The organism is Pseudomonas fluorescens (genome assembly GCF_902497895.1).
Lineage (GTDB): Bacteria > Pseudomonadota > Gammaproteobacteria > Pseudomonadales > Pseudomonadaceae > Aquipseudomonas > Aquipseudomonas fluorescens_BP.
On record NZ_CABVHQ010000091.1, the window covers coordinates 1 to 19493 of the forward strand.

17 protein-coding genes are annotated in these 19493 nt (G+C 58.7%); 8 read left to right on the forward strand and 9 right to left on the reverse strand.

Features of this window, described 5'->3' with window-relative positions; genetic code table 11:
* Together mreC and mreB are read right to left on the reverse strand one after the other, a co-directional pair.
* A partial coding sequence (mreC, locus tag F8N21_RS27720) for a rod shape-determining protein MreC (RefSeq protein WP_412071680.1) occupies positions 1–913 on the reverse strand: 913 nt, incomplete at its 3' end.
* Positions 914–1103: 190 nt separating this feature from the next.
* Positions 1104–2141, reverse strand: coding sequence for a rod shape-determining protein MreB (mreB, locus tag F8N21_RS27725; protein ID WP_002555108.1), 1038 nt, complete (start codon positions 2139–2141; stop codon positions 1104–1106).
* 214 nt (positions 2142–2355) lie between these two features.
* On the opposite strand from mreB, the gene gatC reads away from it, so the two are divergent.
* The 7 genes from gatC (at position 2356) to F8N21_RS27765 (ending at position 9439) form a co-directional block, all read left to right on the forward strand.
* Positions 2356–2643 carry an Asp-tRNA(Asn)/Glu-tRNA(Gln) amidotransferase subunit GatC gene (gene gatC / locus F8N21_RS27730; RefSeq protein WP_003197816.1) on the forward strand — a complete coding sequence of 96 codons (288 nt, stop codon included), beginning with the start codon at positions 2356–2358 and terminating at the stop codon, positions 2641–2643.
* Between the two features lie 16 nt (positions 2644–2659).
* Positions 2660–4111, forward strand: coding sequence for an Asp-tRNA(Asn)/Glu-tRNA(Gln) amidotransferase subunit GatA (gene gatA / locus F8N21_RS27735; RefSeq protein ID WP_150645168.1), 1452 nt, complete (start codon positions 2660–2662; stop codon positions 4109–4111).
* A 10-nt stretch (positions 4112–4121) separates the two neighbouring features.
* Positions 4122–5567, forward strand: a complete 1446-nt coding sequence (gatB, locus tag F8N21_RS27740; RefSeq protein ID WP_150645169.1) for an Asp-tRNA(Asn)/Glu-tRNA(Gln) amidotransferase subunit GatB — start codon at positions 4122–4124, stop codon at positions 5565–5567.
* Between the two features lie 260 nt (positions 5568–5827).
* Entirely contained in the window at positions 5828–6199 is a 372-nt protein-coding gene (locus F8N21_RS27750) for a septal ring lytic transglycosylase RlpA family protein (protein ID WP_150645171.1), read from the forward strand.
* A 49-nt stretch (positions 6200–6248) separates the two neighbouring features.
* Positions 6249–7316 carry a calcium/sodium antiporter gene (locus F8N21_RS27755; RefSeq protein WP_150645182.1) on the forward strand — a complete coding sequence of 356 codons (1068 nt, stop codon included), beginning with the start codon at positions 6249–6251 and terminating at the stop codon, positions 7314–7316.
* Positions 7313–7693 (forward strand): carboxymuconolactone decarboxylase family protein, encoded by a 381-nt coding sequence (locus tag F8N21_RS27760; protein WP_150645172.1) that lies wholly within the window; start codon positions 7313–7315, stop codon positions 7691–7693. The genes F8N21_RS27755 and F8N21_RS27760 overlap by 4 nt, the downstream gene beginning before the upstream one ends.
* Before the next feature lie 264 nt (positions 7694–7957).
* The gene (locus F8N21_RS27765) at positions 7958–9439 is read left to right on the forward strand and encodes a PhoPQ-activated pathogenicity-related family protein (protein ID WP_150645173.1); all 1482 of its coding nucleotides are present in this window, start codon (positions 7958–7960) and stop codon (positions 9437–9439) included.
* 8 nt (positions 9440–9447) lie between these two features.
* On the opposite strand, the gene F8N21_RS27770 is transcribed toward F8N21_RS27765, so the two are convergent.
* The 5 genes from F8N21_RS27770 to kdgD all read right to left on the reverse strand — a co-directional run bounded on the left by F8N21_RS27770 (position 9448) and on the right by kdgD (position 16144).
* A complete protein-coding gene (locus F8N21_RS27770; RefSeq protein ID WP_150645174.1) occupies positions 9448–10389 on the reverse strand; it encodes an AEC family transporter in 942 nt (313 codons plus the stop codon).
* A 216-nt stretch (positions 10390–10605) separates the two neighbouring features.
* Positions 10606–12159: a galactarate dehydratase gene (gene garD / locus F8N21_RS27775; protein WP_150645175.1), complete on the reverse strand. Its 1554-nt coding sequence runs from the start codon at positions 12157–12159 to the stop codon at positions 10606–10608.
* A 10-nt stretch (positions 12160–12169) separates the two neighbouring features.
* Positions 12170–13657, reverse strand: a complete 1488-nt coding sequence (locus tag F8N21_RS27780; RefSeq protein WP_224788304.1) for an MFS transporter — start codon at positions 13655–13657, stop codon at positions 12170–12172.
* Between the two features lie 74 nt (positions 13658–13731).
* Positions 13732–15177: an aldehyde dehydrogenase family protein gene (locus tag F8N21_RS27785; protein ID WP_150645176.1), complete on the reverse strand. Its 1446-nt coding sequence runs from the start codon at positions 15175–15177 to the stop codon at positions 13732–13734.
* A 55-nt stretch (positions 15178–15232) separates the two neighbouring features.
* On the reverse strand, positions 15233–16144 hold the full coding sequence (gene kdgD, locus F8N21_RS27790; protein ID WP_150645177.1) for a 5-dehydro-4-deoxyglucarate dehydratase: 912 nt from the start codon (positions 16142–16144) through the stop codon (positions 15233–15235).
* A 564-nt stretch (positions 16145–16708) separates the two neighbouring features.
* Between kdgD and F8N21_RS27795 the strand changes: the two genes are divergently transcribed.
* A complete protein-coding gene (locus tag F8N21_RS27795) occupies positions 16709–17050 on the forward strand; it encodes a hypothetical protein (protein WP_150645178.1) in 342 nt (113 codons plus the stop codon).
* 125 nt (positions 17051–17175) lie between these two features.
* Here the strand turns inward: F8N21_RS27795 and F8N21_RS27800 are convergent, their stop codons facing one another.
* Positions 17176–17925 (reverse strand): FadR/GntR family transcriptional regulator, encoded by a 750-nt coding sequence (locus F8N21_RS27800; RefSeq protein WP_150645179.1) that lies wholly within the window; start codon positions 17923–17925, stop codon positions 17176–17178.
* A 171-nt stretch (positions 17926–18096) separates the two neighbouring features.
* A partial coding sequence (locus F8N21_RS27805) for an ABC transporter ATP-binding protein/permease (protein WP_150645180.1) occupies positions 18097–19493 on the reverse strand: 1397 nt, incomplete at its 5' end.

Genomic DNA, 19493 nt, shown 5'->3' on the forward strand with positions numbered 1-19493 from the left:
CGGCAGCGGCTGGCGCAGGCGCCGGGACAAAGGGCACGACAGATTTGGGAATGGTTGCCGGAATGCTCGGGGCTGCGCCGCCTTGTCGATCCTGGGCTTCCTGAGCCTGGGCGGCAGCGTTGGCCCGCTCTTCGACCGTGCGGGTATCGCTGAACACCAGCAACAGATAACGGCTGCGGTTCAATGCGGCGGTCGGAACGGCGCGCACGATAGCGAAAGGCTGGCCGGAATCATGAATCACTTCCTTGACCGTTGCGACCGGGTAGCCCGCTGGAAAACGCTGGCCGAGCCCGGAACTGACCAGCAAGTCGCCTTCTTTGATATCTGCGGTGTCCGCCACATGGCGAAGTTCCAGGCGCTCGGGATTACCGGTGCCGCTGGCAATTGCCCGCAGACCGTTACGGTTCACCTGAACAGGAATACTGTGGGTCGTGTCGGTCAGCAGCAAGACCCGCGAGGTGTAGGGCATCAACTCGACCACCTGGCCCATCAAGCCGCGGGCATCGAGTACCGGCTGACCGAGAACCACGCCATCGCGCTCACCTTTATTGATGATGATGCGATGAGTGAAGGGATTGGGGTCCATGCCAATCAACTCGGCCACTTCGACCTTTTCGTTGACCAGCGCAGAGGAATTGAGCAACTCGCGCAGCCGGACGTTCTGCTCGGTCAAGGCCGCCAGTTTTTGCATGCGGCCTTGCAACAGCAGGTTTTCGGTCTGGAGTTTTTCGTTTTCGGCAACCAGTTCGGTGCGGCTGCCAAATTGACTGGCGACACCTTGCCATAGCCGCTGCGGCAGGTCAGTGATCCAGTAAGACTGCATCAACACCAGCGACATCTGGCTACGCACTGGCTTGAGCAGTGTGAAGCGGGCATCGAACACCATCAGCGCGACCGATAGCACGACCAGCACCAACACGCGCACGCCCAGTGAGGGGCCCTTGGTGAAAAGCGGTTTAATAAGCCGCTCCTCCCAGGCAAATGTTCTCGTTATTCATACGGCATCAAACCGGCCTGGAACAGATTGACAGAAGATAAACGCCAACAGGCAGCACTGCAAAGTGCTGCCTGGGAGCGGAACAACATAGATACACCCCGCGAATTTACTCGCTGGAGAGCAGATCCATGGTGTGCTTATCCATCATTTCCAACGCCCGGCCACCGCCGCGAGCAACGCAGGTCAGCGGGTCTTCGGCAACAATCACCGGCAGACCGGTTTCCTGGGCCAGCAACTTGTCCAGGTCGCGCAGCAAGGCGCCACCACCGGTCAGTACCAGACCACGCTCGGCGATATCCGAAGCCAGTTCCGGAGGCGATTGTTCCAGAGCGCTCTTCACGGCCTGAACGATGGTTGCCAGGGACTCTTGCAGAGCTTCCAGCACTTCATTGGAGTTCAGGGTGAATGCGCGCGGAACGCCTTCAGCCAGGTTACGGCCGCGAACGTCGACTTCACGAACTTCGCCGCCCGGGTAGGCCGTACCGATTTCCTGCTTGATGCGCTCTGCGGTGGACTCGCCAATCAGGCTGCCGTAGTTACGACGCACATAAGTGATGATCGCTTCGTCGAAGCGGTCGCCGCCAACCCGTACGGATTCGGCGTAAACCACACCGTTGAGGGAGATCAGCGCGATTTCAGTGGTACCACCACCAATATCGACGACCATCGAACCGCGTGCTTCTTCAACCGGCAGGCCGGCACCGATGGCAGCAGCCATTGGCTCTTCGATCAGGAATACTTCACGGGCACCGGCACCGAGGGCCGATTCACGGATGGCACGACGCTCAACCTGGGTGGATTTGCAGGGAACGCAAATCAGTACACGAGGGCTAGGCTGCAAAAAGCTGTTTTCGTGAACCTTGTTGATAAAGTACTGAAGCATCTTTTCGCAAACGCTGAAGTCGGCGATCACGCCGTCCTTCATCGGACGAATGGCAGCAATGTTGCCCGGTGTACGGCCGAGCATGCGCTTGGCCTCGGTGCCGACGGCAACGACACTTTTCTGATTACCGTGCGTCCGAATGGCCACAACCGATGGTTCATTCAGGACGATACCGCGCTCACGCACGTAAATAAGGGTGTTGGCAGTGCCCAGGTCAATTGAGAGATCGCTGGAAAACATGCCACGCAGTTTCTTGAACATGGGGAAAGGACCCTAGGCAACGCGTGGGTAAAAAAGTGCGGCAAACTCTAACAACGACAGGGATTTTGGGCAAGGCGCCAATATGTTAAATTGGCCGCTTTTCTGTGCACCAAACCCCACAATCGCGGCCATATGACCGTAGAAATGCGGTAGTGTTCCGACAATCTAACACACGGATAGCATCCGTTCTGTTTTCCTTCCACTGGAGAATCCCATGGCGCTTGAACGCTCCGACGTGGAAAAAATCGCTCATCTGGCCTGCCTTGGCCTCAATGAAGCCGATCTTCCACACATCACTTCGGCCCTGAACAGCATTCTAGGGCTGGTCGATGAAATGCAGGCTGTGAATACCGACGGTATCGAGCCTCTGGCCCACCCACTGGAAGCCAGCCAGCGTCTGCGCGCAGACGTTGTGACCGAAAGCAATCATCGCGAGGCCTATCAGTCCATCGCGCCAGCGGTCGAAAACGGCCTGTACCTGGTTCCGAAAGTCATCGACTAAAGGGAAAGAGCCTGCAATGCATCAAATGACTCTGGCCGAGATCGCCCGCGGACTCGCCGATAAAAAGTTTTCCTCCGAAGAGCTGACCAAGGTTCTGCTGGCGCGTATCGCCCAGCTCGACCCACAGCTCAACAGTTTCATCAGCCTCACCGAAGAGCTCGCGCTCCAGCAGGCCAAGGCCGCTGACGTACGCCGCGCGAACGGTGAGAGCGGCGCCCTGCTCGGCGCGCCGATCGCCCACAAGGACTTGTTCTGCACCCAGGGCATTCGCACCAGCTGCGGTTCGAAGATGCTCGACAACTTCAAGGCGCCGTACGACGCCACCGTGGTTGCCAGGCTCGCCGCTGCCGGGGCCGTGACCCTGGGCAAGACCAACATGGATGAATTCGCCATGGGCTCGGCCAACGAATCGAGCTACTACGGCGCAGTGAAAAACCCGTGGAACCTGGAACACGTACCAGGCGGTTCGTCCGGCGGTTCGGCGGCCGCAGTGGCTGCACGCCTGTTGCCGGCGGCGACTGGCACCGACACCGGCGGCTCGATTCGCCAACCGGCGGCACTGACCAACCTCACCGGCCTGAAACCGACGTACGGTCGTGTTTCGCGTTGGGGCATGATCGCCTATGCCTCGAGCCTCGATCAAGGTGGCCCGTTGGCGCGCACCGCCGAAGACTGCGCGATCATGTTGCAAGGCATGGCCGGCTTCGATCCGCAGGACTCCACCAGCATCGACGAGCCAGTGCCGGATTACAGCGCCAGCCTTAACAGTTCGCTGCAAGGCCTGCGCATCGGTGTGCCGAAGGAGTACTTCAGCGCCGGTCTCGACCCGCGCATCGCCGAGCTGATCCATAACAGCGTCAAGGAGCTGGCAAAGCTCGGCGCGGTGATCAAGGAAATCAGCCTGCCGAACATGCAGCACGCGATTCCTGCGTACTACGTGATCGCCCCGGCAGAAGCCTCCTCCAACCTGTCGCGTTTTGACGGCGTGCGCTTCGGCTATCGCTGCGAAGACCCGAAAGACCTGACTGACCTGTACAAGCGTTCCCGCGGCGAAGGTTTCGGTGCAGAAGTGCAGCGCCGGATCATGGTCGGTGCCTACGCGTTGTCGGCCGGTTACTACGACGCCTACTATTTGAAGGCGCAGAAGATTCGTCGCCTGATCAAGAACGACTTCATGGCTGCCTTTAATGAGGTCGACATCATCCTCGGCCCGACCACGCCCAACCCGGCCTGGAAACTCGGCACCAAGAACGACGATCCGGTCGCTGCGTATCTGGAAGATGTCTACACCATCACCGCCAACCTCGCCGGTCTGCCGGGCTTGTCCATGCCTGCCGGTTTTGTCGACGGCTTGCCGGTCGGCGTGCAATTGCTCGCCCCGTATTTCCAGGAAGGCCGCCTGCTCAATGTTGCGCACCAGTACCAGCTGAACACCGACTGGCACACGCGCACCCCAACAGGCTTCTGAGGAGAAACACATGCAATGGGAAGTCGTGATCGGGCTGGAGATTCATACCCAGCTCGCCACCCAATCGAAGATTTTCTCCGGTAGCGCCACCACGTTCGGCTCCGAGCCCAACACCCAGGCCAGCCTGGTAGACCTGGGCATGCCCGGCGTGCTGCCCGTGCTGAACCAGGAAGCGGTGCGCATGGCGGTCAAGTTCGGCCTGGCCATCGATGCCGAAATCGGTCAGCACAACGTGTTCGCCCGCAAAAACTACTTCTACCCGGACCTGCCCAAGGGCTACCAGATCAGCCAGATGGAATTGCCGATTGTCGGCAAGGGCTATCTGGACATCGCGCTGGAAGACGGCACGGTCAAACGCGTCGGCATCACCCGCGCGCACCTGGAAGAAGACGCCGGCAAGAGCCTGCATGAAGAGTTCAACGGTGCCACTGGCATTGACCTGAACCGTGCCGGCACGCCGCTGCTGGAGATCGTTTCCGAGCCGGACATGCGCAGCGCCAAGGAAGCCGTGGCTTACGTCAAGGCGATCCACGCGCTGGTGCGTTACCTGGGCATCTGTGACGGCAACATGGCCGAAGGTTCGCTGCGCTGCGACTGCAACGTTTCGATCCGCCCTAAAGGTCAGGTCGAGTTCGGCACGCGCTGCGAGATCAAGAACGTCAACTCGTTCCGTTTCATCGAGAAGGCGATCAACACTGAAGTGCGACGCCAGATCGAGCTGATCGAAGACGGCGGCCGGGTCATTCAGCAGACCCGCCTGTACGATCCGAACAAAGACGAAACCCGCGCCATGCGCAGCAAAGAGGAAGCCAACGACTACCGTTACTTCCCCGATCCGGACCTGTTGCCGGTGGTCATCGAGGATTCGTTCCTCGCCGACATCCGCGCCACCCTGCCGGAACTGCCGCCGCAGAAACGCGAGCGCTTCCAGGAGCAGTTCGGCCTGTCGGTCTACGACGCCAACGTGTTGGCTTCGAGCCGTGAGCAAGCGGATTACTTCGAGAAAGTCGTGAGCATCGGCGGCGACGCCAAACTGGCGGCCAACTGGGTCATGGTCGAGTTGGGCAGCCTGTTGAACAAACAGGGCCTGGAAATCGACCAGGCTCCGGTCTCGGCCGAGCAGCTGGGCGGCATGCTGTTGCGCATCAAGGACAACACCATCTCCGGCAAGATCGCCAAGATGGTCTTTGAAGGCATGGCCAATGGCGAAGGCAGCGCCGACGAGATCATCGAGAAGCGCGGCCTGAAGCAAGTGACCGACAGCGGCGAAATCTCCAGGGTGCTCGACGAGATGCTCGCGGCCAACGCCGAACAGGTCGAACAATACCGCGCGGCAGATGAAGCCAAACGCGGCAAGATGTTCGGCTTCTTCGTCGGTCAGGCGATGAAAGCCTCGAAAGGCAAAGCCAACCCGCAACAGGTCAACGAACTGCTGAAAAGCAAGCTCGAAGGCTGATTGGTATGGAGCCAGAACTAAAGTCTGGCTCCACCTCTGTGGGAGCGGGCTTGTTGTGGTCACAGAGCTTTTGTGGCGAGGGGGCTTGCCCCCGTTGGGTCGCGAAGCGGCCCCAATAGCTGGACTCGGGTAGCACCTGACAAACCGAGTCATCAAGTGTTGGGACTGCTGCGCAGTCCAACGGGGGCAAGCCCCCTCGCCACAACAAGCCCAGTTTCCACACCAGCTCCCTCACCACATTTATTGTGGGAATCCTTCAAATGAAGCGTCTGCTTAGCGCCTGTGCCCTGTTCTCTCTGCTGGCCGGTTGTGCCAGCCATGACATCGATCCGCGCGGCTATGATGAAACGGGCCGCGCGTCCTATTACGGCGCCAAGCACCAAGGCAAACGCACCGCCAGCGGCGAGCGTTTCAACCAGCATGGCTTGACCGCCGCCCACCGCCGATTACCGTTTGGCACTCGGGTGAAGGTCACCAATCTGGGCAACGACAAAACCGTGGTGGTGCGCATCAATGACCGCGGGCCGCACAGCCGTGGCCGCTTGATCGACCTGTCACGCGAGGCTGCCGAACGACTGGGCATGCTGCGCAGCGGCACCGCACGGGTTCGCGTGCAGGCCCTGAACAACTGAGCAAGGAGCCCTGACCATTTTCGGATTAGCCGAGTTGCCACTGCTGAGCGTGATTCAACTGCTCGGCGGCCTGGTCCTGTTGATCGCCGGTGCCGAACTGCTGGTGCGTGGCGCCGTGCGCCTGGCTGCCCGGCGCAAAGTCCGCTCGCTGATCATCGGTCTGAGTATCGTCGCCTTCGGCAGCAGCGCGCCACAGCTGGCCGTGAGCCTGCAAGCGACCCTCTCGGACAACACCGACATCGCTGTTGGCAGCGTGATTGGCAGCAGCATCTTCAACATCCTCGTCACCCTGGGCCTGTCGGCATTGATCCTTCCATTAAAGGTCTCCCGGCACCTGGTGCGGCTGGACATTCCGATGATGATCGGCGCCAGCCTGCTGGTGTTCGCATTGGCGTACAACAAACAGCTGACGCCGCTGGATGGTCTGCTCCTGCTGACGGCTCTGGCGCTGTACCTCGGGCTGTTGCTGCGCCAGTCGCAACCTTCCAGCCGCCCTCGGCAAACCAATGACGACGCTACTCCCAGGACTCGGGCGCCATGGCTTGGCAGCCTGCTGATGATGGTGTGCGGCCTGGCACTGCTGATGTTCGCCGCTCATCTGCTGCTGGGGGCCGCGGTTGAAATCGCTAGCGACCTCGGGCTATCGGAACGGATCATCGGGCTGACCATCGTTGCCGTCGGCACTTCGCTGCCGCAGTTCGCCACCTCGATGATCGCTGCCTTGCGCGGTCAGCGCGATATCGCCGTGGGCAATGTGATCGGCAGTAATCTGTTCAACCTGCTGGGGGTGCTGGGCTTCACCGCGCTGGTGGCGCCGACGCCTGTATCGGTGTCGCCCAATGCCCTGGATTTCGACCTGCCGGTCATGCTCGGGGTCGCAGTGCTGTGTCTGCCGGTGTTTTATTCGGGTTACCGGATTACTCGCGCTGAAGGTTTACTGTTTCTGGGGCTGTACCTGGCCTACGGCCTGCACGTGGTGTCATTCGCCACCGGCATGCCCCTGGCCGGCAAGCTCGAAGACTTGATGCTGTTTTTCGTCCTGCCAGCGCTGGTGGTGTTTCTGCTGTTCACCTCCCTGCTCACCTGGCGCCGCCAACACAAGAGAGAACCGCTATGACCGACCCAAAAAAGCCCGGCATTGAAATGCGCCGCCACGTCATGGGCGATGCCTTCGTCGACCGTGCGCTGGGCAACGCCACCGAGTTCACCCAACCGCTGCAGGACTTCATCAACGAGCACGCCTGGGGCAGCGTCTGGAACCGCGAAGGCTTGCCGCTGAAAACCCGCAGCCTGATCACCCTCGCCGCCCTCACGGCGTTGAAGTGCCCACAGGAGCTCAAAGGTCACGTTCGCGGCGCACTGAATAACGGCTGCACCGTCGAAGAAATTCGTGAAGCGCTGCTGCACTGCGCGGTGTATGCCGGTGTCCCGGCGGCGGTCGTTGCGTTTCGCGCGGCGCAGGAAGTGATTGATGAGTATCAGAAACCACAATGACGACACTGTATTAAAAATTTAATTTCTAAATTTATAGTTAGACGGGCGGACAATAACTTTTTCCGACCCGTCGAACAGCCTCTAGCTACTGCGGACCAACACACCAGCCGCACTTTCAAAAACACGTCTACTTACATATATTTCGATAATAAATAGCCCTCCGCAACAACTTACATCCCCGCATCCTTTTACTCCACAATACGCCGCACATCCTATGTCACCTCCATCATCAATTTGCACCTACAAATACAAAAAGAGGTCTGTATGTTGCTATCCAGCGGTCGCTTCGTGCTATCAAACTTATTACTACTGAGTCTGCTCGGCAGCGTCACGGCACAAGCCGCGACTTCGGCCCCGGCGTGCTTCGAGGCCGCATCTCACAACTTCAGTGAAGTGCTCAACTGCTATAAAAAAGCTGAAGCCTCAAAGCCATTGATTTATACCCTGAAAGGTACACAAGTATTTCCGAATGTTGAGAAGCGCAGCTTTGAACTTTCATCCCAACAGTGGTCGCCACAGGGAATGGTCAGTCCTGAACAATGGAAACACGATGTCGATATTTATATTCCCCGCGACGCTCTGCACGGCCGGGCATTACTGGTGGCGAATGACGGAACCAATATCGCCTCGGATAACGAGGGTATATCCGGACCTACGGATTTCACTGAAGCCATGGCACTTGAAGTCGCCCACAAAACCCGCACGATCGTCATTTCTGTCAGCAACATCCCCAATCAGTACCTGACCTATACGGACGATGGCGTTGCCCGTAAAGAAGATGCCAGTGTCGCTCACAGCTGGAAGTTATTTCTCGAAGACCCTGAATCACGCCTGTTCATGTCGCTGCACCTGCCGATGATGGCGTCCGTAATCAAGGCGATGGATCTCGCACAAAAAGAATTACAACCCTGGCAGATCAAGCACTTTATCGCCAGCGGTGCGTCCAAGCGCGCATGGACCGCCTGGCTATCTGCAATTGCCGATGAGCGAATCAACGCCATCGTACCCTTTGTGATCGACGTTCTGGGCACAAGTAAAGTGCTTGAACACACCTATCAAACCTACGGAAAAAGCTGGCCGTTAGCGTTTTATGACTATTACCAGGAAGGGGTTATCCAACAACGCGAAACAGAGAACTTCGCCAAACTGCTGAAAATCGAAGATCCGCTGAATTATCTGGACAGTGCCTACGCGGATCGATTGGCAATACCGAAATATATCGTCAATGCCAGCAGCGACGACTTTTTCGTACCGGACAATGCAGACTTCTATTTCGACCAACTGCCCGACCCGAAAACCTTGCGAGTGGCGCCCAATGCAAGCCATTACGGCATCAAGCAATTCATCGAAAACTCGCTGATTCCAGTGATCAATCGCTGGCAGCAGAATCGCACGCTACCGACCATTACGACGCGCTCGACAATGAATCAGGCTCAGGAATCCATTTCACTCCAATTTTCCGAAACACCGGTCAAGGTGACTGAGTGGACCGCCCTGAATCCAGTAGCTCGAGACTTTCGTCACCCGTGCGGCATCCGTTATGAGTCCAACGAAATCATCCCTGTCGATCCACTCAATGCGCAGGTACTCATAGACACGCCTGATGTGGGATGGAAGGCCACATTTGTCGAAGCGACATTTGCCGATGGCTTTGTCGCCACCACACCGGTACAGGTCACACCCAAGCGATATCCAACAGTTGTACCGCCGGTAACGGAGCCTGCTTGTAAAACCCTGATTGAGTAAGACAGCCGTTAAATCCATCCACCCCACTGCAACAAAAAGATCCCGACGTTGGTGGTGACCGCTGCCATCAGCGTGGTGATCACAATGATCGCTGCCGCCAATTCGTGATTGCCATTGGCCTGCCGGGCCATGACAAAGCTGGCGGCAGCTGTCGGGCTGCCGAAGTACAGGAACAGAATCCCCAACTCCGCGCCGCGAAACCCGCACAACCAGGCGCCCAGGGTGGCCAGCAGCGGCAACCCGATCATTTTCACCAGGCTAGCGCTCAACGCCATCTCACCACTTTTGCGCAACGCCGCCAGCGACAGGGTGCCGCCGATGCAGATCAGCGCCAGAGGCAATGTCATCTTCGCCAGGTAGCCGCCGGAGGTTTCCAGCCAGTCGGGCAGGCCGATCTGGAAATAGGCGAACGGCGCCGCCCCCATTACGCTGATGATCAACGGATTGCGGAGCACACTTTTGCAGATACTCCACGGATCGGACTTGATCCCCGGGCTGTAGACCGCCAGCACAATGCTCGAGAGGGTGTTGTAGAGCAGGATTACCAGCCCGGCGAGAATCGCCCCGAGGGAGATCCCGTAATCCCCATACATGCTCGCGGCCAGGGCCAGGCCGATGACCCCGTTATTGCCACGAAACGCACCCTGGGTATAAATCCCGCGGTCTACCAGCGGGCAACGCCAGATCGCCCAACCCCAGGCAATCGCGAAACCAACCAGGGTGGCGAGGGTAAAATAGATCAGCAATGACGGCTGCAACGCCGAATGCAGATCGGCATGCAGGATGCCGAGAAACAGCAACGCCGGCATGGTGACGTTGAACACCAGGGCCGACGCGGTGTGGATAAAGTTGTCGTTGATCCAGTCAATGCGCTTGAGCAACACCCCCAAAAACAACATGGCAAACACCGGCGCGGTGATGTTCAGTGTTTCGAGAAAGATTGCCAGCATGCCGGGTGAACCTTGTGGCTGTCGTTAGGGGGCTAATGATAAGCCAGCGGGGATCGCCAGATGACATTTGGTTTGGCGTTTATGCCGCACAGATCAAAAGATCGCAGCCTGCGGCAGCTCCTACAGTGATCCTGCACACCCGCGAAGTTGCGGGTGAACACAAATCCTGTAGGAGCTGCCGCAGGCTGCGATCTTTTCAAACAGGCGACTCGGTTATCAGGTAATCGGCGCCGGATTGAACAGCGTAATGTCGTTATGCAATTTGTGCTGCTCGGCCCAGGTCTGTTTCTTGCCGCTGGCCACGTCCAGATAGAAATGGAACAACTCCCAACCGAGCTCTTCAATTGACGCCCTGCCGGTAGCAATACGCCCGGCATCGATGTCGATCAGGTCCGGCCAGCGTTGGGCCAGTTCGGTGCGGGTCGAGACCTTCACCACCGGCGCCATGGCCAGACCATAGGGCGTACCGCGGCCGGTGGTGAACACATGCAGGTTCATCCCCGCCGCCAGTTGCAAGGTGCCACAGACAAAATCACTGGCCGGCGTCGCGCAAAAAATCAGCCCCTTGCGCTTGAAACGCTCACCCGGGCCCAGCACTCCATTGATCGCGCTGCTGCCGGACTTGACGATGGAACCCAGGGACTTCTCGACAATGTTCGACAACCCGCCTTTCTTGTTGCCCGGCGTGGTGTTGGCGCTGCGGTCGGCTTCGCCCTTGGCCAGGTAACGGTCGTACCAGTCCATTTCCCGCACCAACTCCTGGGCGACTTCTTCGGTTTCGGCGCGCGAGGTCAGCAAGTAGATGGCATCGCGCACTTCAGTGACTTCAGAAAACATCACCGTCGCACCCGCTCTTAACAGCAAGTCCGAGGCATAACCCAGCGCCGGGTTGGCGGTGATTCCGGAAAACGCATCACTGCCACCGCACTGCATGCCCAGAATCAGCTCGGACGCCGGCACGGTTTCGCGACGACGTTGATCGAGCTTCTTCAAGCGAGTCTCGGCCAGTTCCATGATCTGCTCGATCATCTCGGTGAAACCGTGACTGGAATCCTGCAAGCGATACAACCACGGCTCGCTGAGATCCACCGAGCTGTCGTTGTCATGCATCACTTGGCCGGCCTGCAACTTCTCGCAGCCCAGGCTGATGACCAGTGCTTCGCCACCCAGATTCGGGTTGCGCGCCAGGTTGCGCACGGTACGGATCGGGATGTAGGCATCGGTGGCGGTAATCGCCACACCGCAGCCATAACTGTGGGTCAACGCCACCACGTCATCGACGTTCGGGTACTTGGGCAGCAGCTCGTCACGGATACGCTTGACTGCATGATTCAGCACACCGGTGACGCACTGCACGGTGGTGGTGATGCCGAGAATATTGCGCGTGCCTACAGTGCCGTCGACGTTGCGATAACCCTCGAAGGTAAACCCCTCGAGCGGCGGCTGTGCAGCAGGCACATCGGTGGACAGCGGCAAGCTGTCCAGCGGTGGCGCGGTGGGCATGCGCAGTTGATCTTCCTTGACCCAACTGCCACGCGGGATCGGTTGCAAGGCATAACCGATAGTCTGGCCGTACCGAATCACCTGGCCGCCTTCGGGAATGTCCACCAGCGTCACCTTGTGGCTCTGCGGAACGAAATCCACGGTGACCAGACCGTCCGGGAACTCGGTGCCGGCCGGTACCCCCTGGTCGTTGACCACTATCACGACGTTATCCAGTTCGTGCAGACGGATGTAGCGCGGCGAGTCGGAATGTTCAATCAACTGCATGACGCCGCCCTCAGGAATGAGCTTGAGAAAGTTTGGTGAGCTCGGGATCGGTACTCGGCGGCTCTTTGAGCACTACACGCTTGATCGGGCCGACGATCACCAGATAACTGAACACTGCCAACAGTGCGTTGCAACCTACAAACACCAGCGCCCATTTGAACGAGCCGGTGGAGCTGATGATGTAACCGATGACAATCGGCGTGGTGATCGAAGCAATATTGCCGAACATGTTGAACAGACCACCGCTGAGACCGGCGATCTGTTTTGGCGAAGTGTCGGACACCACGGCCCAGCCCAGTGCACCCACGCCTTTGCCAAAGAATGCCAGCGCCATGAAGCCGATGACCATCCATTCAACGTCCACATAGTTGCAGGCCACGATGCTGCTGGAAATCAGCAAGCCAGCAATGATCGGCGCCTTGCGGGCGAAGGTCAGGGAATGGCCTTTGCGCAGCAGGTAGTCGGAAATGACCCCGCCCAGCACGCCGCCGATGAAACCGCAGATGGCCGGCAACGACGCGATGAAACCCGCTTTGAGGATCGTCATGCCGCGCTCCTGAACCAGGTACACCGGGAACCAGGTCAGGAAGAAATAGGTGATGCCGTTGATGCAGTACTGGCCCAGGTACACGCCGAGCATCATGCGGTTGGTCAGTAGCTGACGCATGTAATCCCATTTCGGGCCGTCAGTAGTCTTGCCTTTTCCCTTGTCCTGATCCATGTCGACCAGGCCGCCGTTGTCAGCGATGTGCTTGAACTCGGCTTCATTGATCATCGGATGCTGGCGCGGGCTGTGGATAACTTTCAGCCAGATCAGCGAGAACAGGATGCCGATGCTACCCATGACGATGAACACATGCTGCCAGCCGAAGGTGTAAACGATCCAGCCCATCAACGGGGCGAACAGCACCGTGGCGAAGTATTGCGCCGAGTTGAAAATCGCCGAGGCCGTGCCGCGTTCAGCAGTGGGGAACCAGGCGGCGACGATGCGCGCGTTACCCGGGAAGGATGGCGCTTCGGCCAACCCCACCAGAAAGCGCAGCATGAACAGCGCAACGATCGCGGTGGAAACACCGAACTCACCGACATAGCCTTGCAGCACGGTGAACAGCGACCAGGTGAAGATACTCGTCGCATAGACTTTTTTCGAGCCGAAGCGGTCGAGCAGCCAGCCGCCAGGGATTTGCCCGGCCACGTAGGCCCAGCCGAATGCGGAGAAGATATAGCCGAGGGTGACGGCACTGATGCCGAGGTCTTTTTGCAGGCTCGAGCCTGCGATGGCGATGGTGGCGCGGTCGGCGTAGTTGATCGTGGTCACCAGGAACAGCATGAGCAAAATCAAATAACGGACATGCGTTGGCTTGGTCGCTTGCATGTAAAAGTACTCCCACTGATTATTTTTATGCGCGGGTGAATCTTGTCTTTCCTTGTAGGAGCTGCCGCAGGCTGCGATCTTTTGATCTTGATTCCTGGCGCCCTTGATGGCGCTGAAGATCAAAAGATCGCAGCCTGCGGCAGCTCCTACGCCGGTTGTGCGGTGTCATTGCCGACGTAGTTGCCGGCATTGCGTTATCAGGAACCGACGTAAGCGGTTTTTACGACTGTGTAGAACTCTTGCGCGTAGCGACCTTGCTCGCGAGAACCGTAGGATGAACCTTTTCGACCACCAAACGGAACGTGGTAATCGACGCCGGCCGTCGGCAGGTTGACCATCACCATCCCAGCCTGGGAGTGGCGCTTGAAGTGGTTGGCGTACTTCAGTGAGGTCGTGGCGATGCCTGCCGACAGACCGAACTCGGTGTCGTTGGCCATTTCCAGCGCGGCGTCGTAATCGGCCACGCGAACGATGTTGGCCACCGGGCCAAAGATCTCTTCGCGGCTGATGCGCATCGCAGCTTCGCTGTCGGAAAACAGCGTCGGCGCCAGGAAGTAGCCTTCGGTGTCACACGTCACCAGGCCACCGCCGCTGACCAGACGCGCACCTTCGGACTGACCGATGTCGATGTACTTCAGGTCCTGCTCAAGCTGCGCCTGCGAAACCACCGGACCAATATCGGTGCCGGATTTCAACGCATGGCCAACCTTGATCGACTTCATGCGCTCGGCCATGGCTTCGACGAACTTGTCGTGAATCCCGGCAGTGACGATGAAACGGCTCGACGCAGTGCAACGCTGACCGGTGGAGTAGAACGCGCTCTGCACCGAGAGCTCGACCGCTTGCTTGAGATCGGCATCGTCGAGAATGATCTGCGGGTTCTTGCCGCCCATTTCCAGTTGCACCTTGGCCTGGCGCGAAACGCAGTTGACCGCGATCTGCCGACCGACGCCCACCGAGCCGGTGAAGCTGATGCCGTCGACTTTCGGGCTGTTGACCATGGCCTCGCCGATCACTCGACCGCTGCCCATCACCAGGTTGAACACGCCGGCCGGGAAGCCTGCGCGGGAGATGATTTCTGCCAATGCCCAGGCGCAACCCGGCACCAGTTCGGCCGGTTTGAGCACCACGCAATTACCGTAGGCCAAAGCCGGAGCAATCTTCCAGGCGGGGATCGCAATCGGGAAATTCCACGGAGTGATCAGACCGACTACGCCCAACGCTTCGCGGGTCACTTCAACATTGACGCCTGGCCGCACCGACGGCAGGTAATCGCCCGACAAACGCAGGCATTCACCGGCGAAGAACTTGAAGATATTGCCGGCGCGGCTCACTTCACCAATGGCTTCGGGCAAGGTCTTGCCCTCTTCCCGGGCCAGCAGCGTGCCGAGTTCTTCACGACGGGCGAGGATCTCGCTGCCGACTTTATCCAACGCATCACTGCGCGCCTGGATCCCGGAAGTGGACCAGGCCGGGAACGCGGCGCGAGCAGCATTGATGGCGGCATTGACCTGGGCCAGATCAGCCTTGGCGTATTCGCCGATGACATCCGACAACTCGGATGGATTGATATTGGTCGAGTAGTCGGCGCCGGCGACCCATTGGCCGCCGATGTAGTTATCGAAGCGTTTGACATCTGACACGAGCAATCTCCTTACGCAAAAGGCCGCTGATTGCTCAGCGACCCTGGTGAATTGTTTACTGCGCGCCTTGCTTGTCGATCAGCGCAGCCAGTGCTTCGTATTCTTCCGGCAACAGATCCGTCAGCGGGGTACGGACCGGACCTGCGTCGTAGCCGGAGATTTTTGCCCCGGCCTTGACGATGCTCACCGCATAACCGGCCTTGCGGTTGCGGATGTCCAGGTACGGCAGGAAGAAGTCGTCGATGATCTTGTCGACGGTGGCGTGATCTTCGCGGGCAATGGCGTGGTAGAAATCCATCGCGGTTTTCGGGATGAAGTTGAACACCGCCGAGGAATACACCGGCACGCCCAGCGCCTTGTAGGCGGCGGCGTAAACCTCCGCGGTCGGCAGGCCGCCGAGGTAACTGAAGCGATCACCGAGGCGACGACGGATCGACACCATCAACTCGATATCACCGATACCGTCCTTGTAGCCGATCAGGTTCGGGCAGCGTTCGGCCAGGCGTTCCAGCAACGGAGCGGTCAGGCGGCAGACGTTGCGGTTGTAGACAATCACGCCGATTTTGACCGACTTGCACACGGCCTCGACGTGAGCAGCAACGCCGTCCTGGCTGGCTTCAGTCAGGTAGTGCGGCAACAGCAGCAAGCCTTTGGCGCCCAGACGCTCGGCTTCTTGAGCGTATTCGATGGCCTGGCGAGTCGAGCCACCGACACCGGCGAGGATCGGCACGCTGGTGGCGCAGGTGTCGACGGCGGTCTTGATCACTTGCGAATATTCGCTGGCTGCGAGGGAGAAGAACTCACCAGTGCCGCCCGCCGCGAACAAGGCCGAGGCACCATACGGAGCCAGCCATTCGAGACGTTTGATATAGCCCTCGCGGTGGAAATCACCCTGGGCATTGAAATCGGTAACCGGAAAGGACAGCAGACCGGAAGAGAGGATGGACTTCAGTTCTTGTGGATTCATTATTCGAACACCCTGGGAAGCACGTTGTGATGAAAAAGTACGTCAGCCGCTGCTGATGTCGTACGTCATCGTACAACTTAAAATTTAATCGTCAACTGCATTTCATCGCCGGAGAGGAGATTGGGGTTCGGGCGGGAGCCTGCACTGTCCGTGGAAATGACTAAGCCGGACAAGTCCTCGGCGTTATGCAAAGGGCAATCGTCGCCGCCAACCAGGGTTTCAGGCGAAGTCCAGGATGCACTTGGTTATAGGTTGTCCGAGGAGTGGAACGATCATCGGCGGTGGCCGCTTTGTTTCGACGCTGCTCGCGCTGGGGGCGCTATTTCAAGCTGGCGGCGAACCACGTCGGCAATTGAACCGTTGGCTGTGAGGGTTGAACTTCGCTGAACCCACCTGACGCACATTCACACCCCGGAGTGAGGGAATGTTGCCACTCGTCGCAACTGGTATTTCTAACAGTTTCGAATTGAGTGACCGAGGGAGGATAACTCTCCTCAGGAGCCAAGAGCCTGGCTCCAGCCGTAAATCATAACGGCCAACCTGGACACTCAAAGGAGATTCATCATGGCGCTTGCAGCCCCAATTCTTGTGTTGAAGCTGTCGAACCTTAAGGACCCGCTGGAAATCAGTATTTCGGATTCCTCGGACCTCTTTCTAGAGGGCACTGTCAACGCGACCCTCGGGAAAGATGAGGAATATCCGGACTGGAGCGGTTATGCAATGCCGGCAGGAAAACCGAACTTCGAAACCGATGAATATGAACGGCTGCTGGACCTTAAAGTGTATGTCCCTAAAGAAGAACTGGGGAAATACATAAACCAGACTGTCGAACTGCGCTACCAAACTATTGGAGAGTCCGGTTTGGCGATGAGTTCGCCCCCAGTAGTGCTGCACATCGAAGAGTGAGCACACCCCCACGCTGGTCGGCGCCTGACACAAATTATGTGCAAAACACAGAACCCATGTGGGAGCGGGCTTGCTCGCGAAACGGACTGACTGGCGACGAGTTTCTTAAGTCTTGCCCCCAAAACTTACCCCCGCTGCGCCTCCGCCTCTTCATGGGCATGGCGCAGCCGTTCGCGGCTGTTGGTCAGGTGCAGGCGCATCGCGGCACGGGCGGCGTCCGAGTCCTGGCGGGCAATCGCCTCGTAGATCTCTTCGTGCTCGCGACTCAAGCGATTCATGTAGTGCTGCTGGTCATCATGGGCCAGGCGCGCCGAGTTGAGCCGGGTGCGCGGAATGATGCTGGTGCCCAGGTGGGTCATGATGTCGGTGAAGTAACGGTTGCCGGTGGCCAGGGCGATCTGTAGATGAAACTGGAAATCCGAGGCCACTGCATCGCCAGCACGGGCCGCGCTTTCGTTCAATGCATCCAGTGCCGCACGCATCAACGCCAACTGCTCGGTGCTGCGACGTTGTGCCGCGAGACCCGCGGACTCCACTTCCAGGCTGATGCGCAGTTCAAGAATCGCCAACACATCGCGCAGGGTGACCACGGTCGCCGGATCGATGCGAAAGCCGCTCGGGCTGGGCGTGTCCAGCACAAAGGTGCCAATACCGTGACGGGTTTCGACCTGGCCTGCGGCCTGTAAGCGGGAAATCGCTTCGCGCACCACGGTTCGGCTGACGCCATGAGCTTCCATGATCGCCGACTCGGTGGGCAACTTGTCGCCACGTTTGAGCAAGCCGTCGCGAATCTGCTCGGACAGCACCGTCACCAGTTCCTGCGCGAGGCTGCGGCGCTTGCGGGGAAGGCGTGGCGCGTCGATCTGGTTTTCCATGGTGAACATCTATCTCGGCAAACAACTGAACCCGCATCATAGCTCAACCGAGTTGTACGATCACCGCCCCAGTGAAGCACCATCCCGCAGGCTGTGAGCTTTCAAGATCAAAAGATCGCAGCCTGCGGCAGCTCCTACATAGAGGCATTCTGTCGGACCGAGGTGCAGCGCCTACGCAGCTGTCACGGTTTGCTCGACCAGGTGACCGCCCTCGATGCGCACATGCCTTGGGTGGAAACGCTTGAGGCTGCTGCGATGTCCGACGCTGACGATGCTCAGGCCCGGCAGCTGGTTGATCAAGGCTTGATAGAGCACCGCTTCATCCTCCTCGTCCATCGCCGAGGTGGCCTCGTCCATGTACAGCCATTGCGGTGCATAGAGCATCGCGCGGGCAAAGCCCAGGCGTTGCTGTTCACCCGGTGACAGCATGCGCTGCCAGTGATTGCTCTCGTCCAGGCGCGGGATCAGGTGCGGCAAGCGACAGGTTTCCAGCACTTGCACGTAACGCTCGTGAGGGTAAACGTCCCCCGGCTGTGGATAACTCAAGGCTTCCCGCAGACTGCCAATCGGCAGGTAAGGCTTCTGCGGGAGGAACAGATAACGCTGGGCTGGCACGCGGATACTGCCGTGACCGTCCGGCCAGAGCCGGCCCATGGCCCGCAGCAAGGTACTTTTGCCGCTACCGGAACGGCCGCTGAGCATCAGTCGCTCACCCGCCGCAACGCTCATGTTGGCGTTGGTCAGCAAGTGACGGCCGTCGGCCAGATCCAGCCCCAGGTTGTGCACTTTCAGCTCACTGCCCTGACTCTGTACATCGATCTCCGGAGGCCGGCTTTCGTTGTCGGTCATGGCCTGACGGAAGCTCAACAAGCGGTCGCAGGTGGCGCGCCACGCCGCGAGGTCGGAATATGCGGTAATGAACCAACTGAAGTTCTCTTGAACGTTGCCAAACGCCGAGTTGATTTGCATCAGCTCGCCGAGCTGGATCTTGCCGCTGAAATAGCGCGGCGCAGCAACAATGAACGGGAAGATGATTGCGATCTGCCCGTAACCGGCGGTGAAGAATGTCAGGCGTTTGGACACCCGCATGATGTCCCAGAAGTTGTGCCAGACCATGCCGAAACGGCTGCTCAAGCGCTTGTTCTCGTTCGGTTCGCCGTTATACAGCGCAATGCTTTCGGCATTTTCACGAATCCGGACCATGGAAAAACGCAGGTCGGCTTCGAAGCGTTGTTGTTGGTTGTTCAAGTTGATCAAGCGCTTGCCAATCAAGTGAGTCAGCCAACTGCCGACCACCGCGTACACCAGCGCGCACCAGAACATATAACCGGGGATGGTGTAACCGAAGACTTCGATACTGCCAGACACCCCCCAGAGGATAATCGAAAACGAGACCAGACTGACCACGGTGCGGATCAGCCCGAGCCCAAGGTCCAGGGTGTTGGTGGTGAAACTGTGGAGATCTTCGGAGATCCGCTGGTCCGGGTTATCGGTGTAGCCGCCCCGCTCCAACTGGTAGTAATTCTTGTGACCGAGCCAGCGGCTGAAATGCTGCTCGGTCAGCCAGG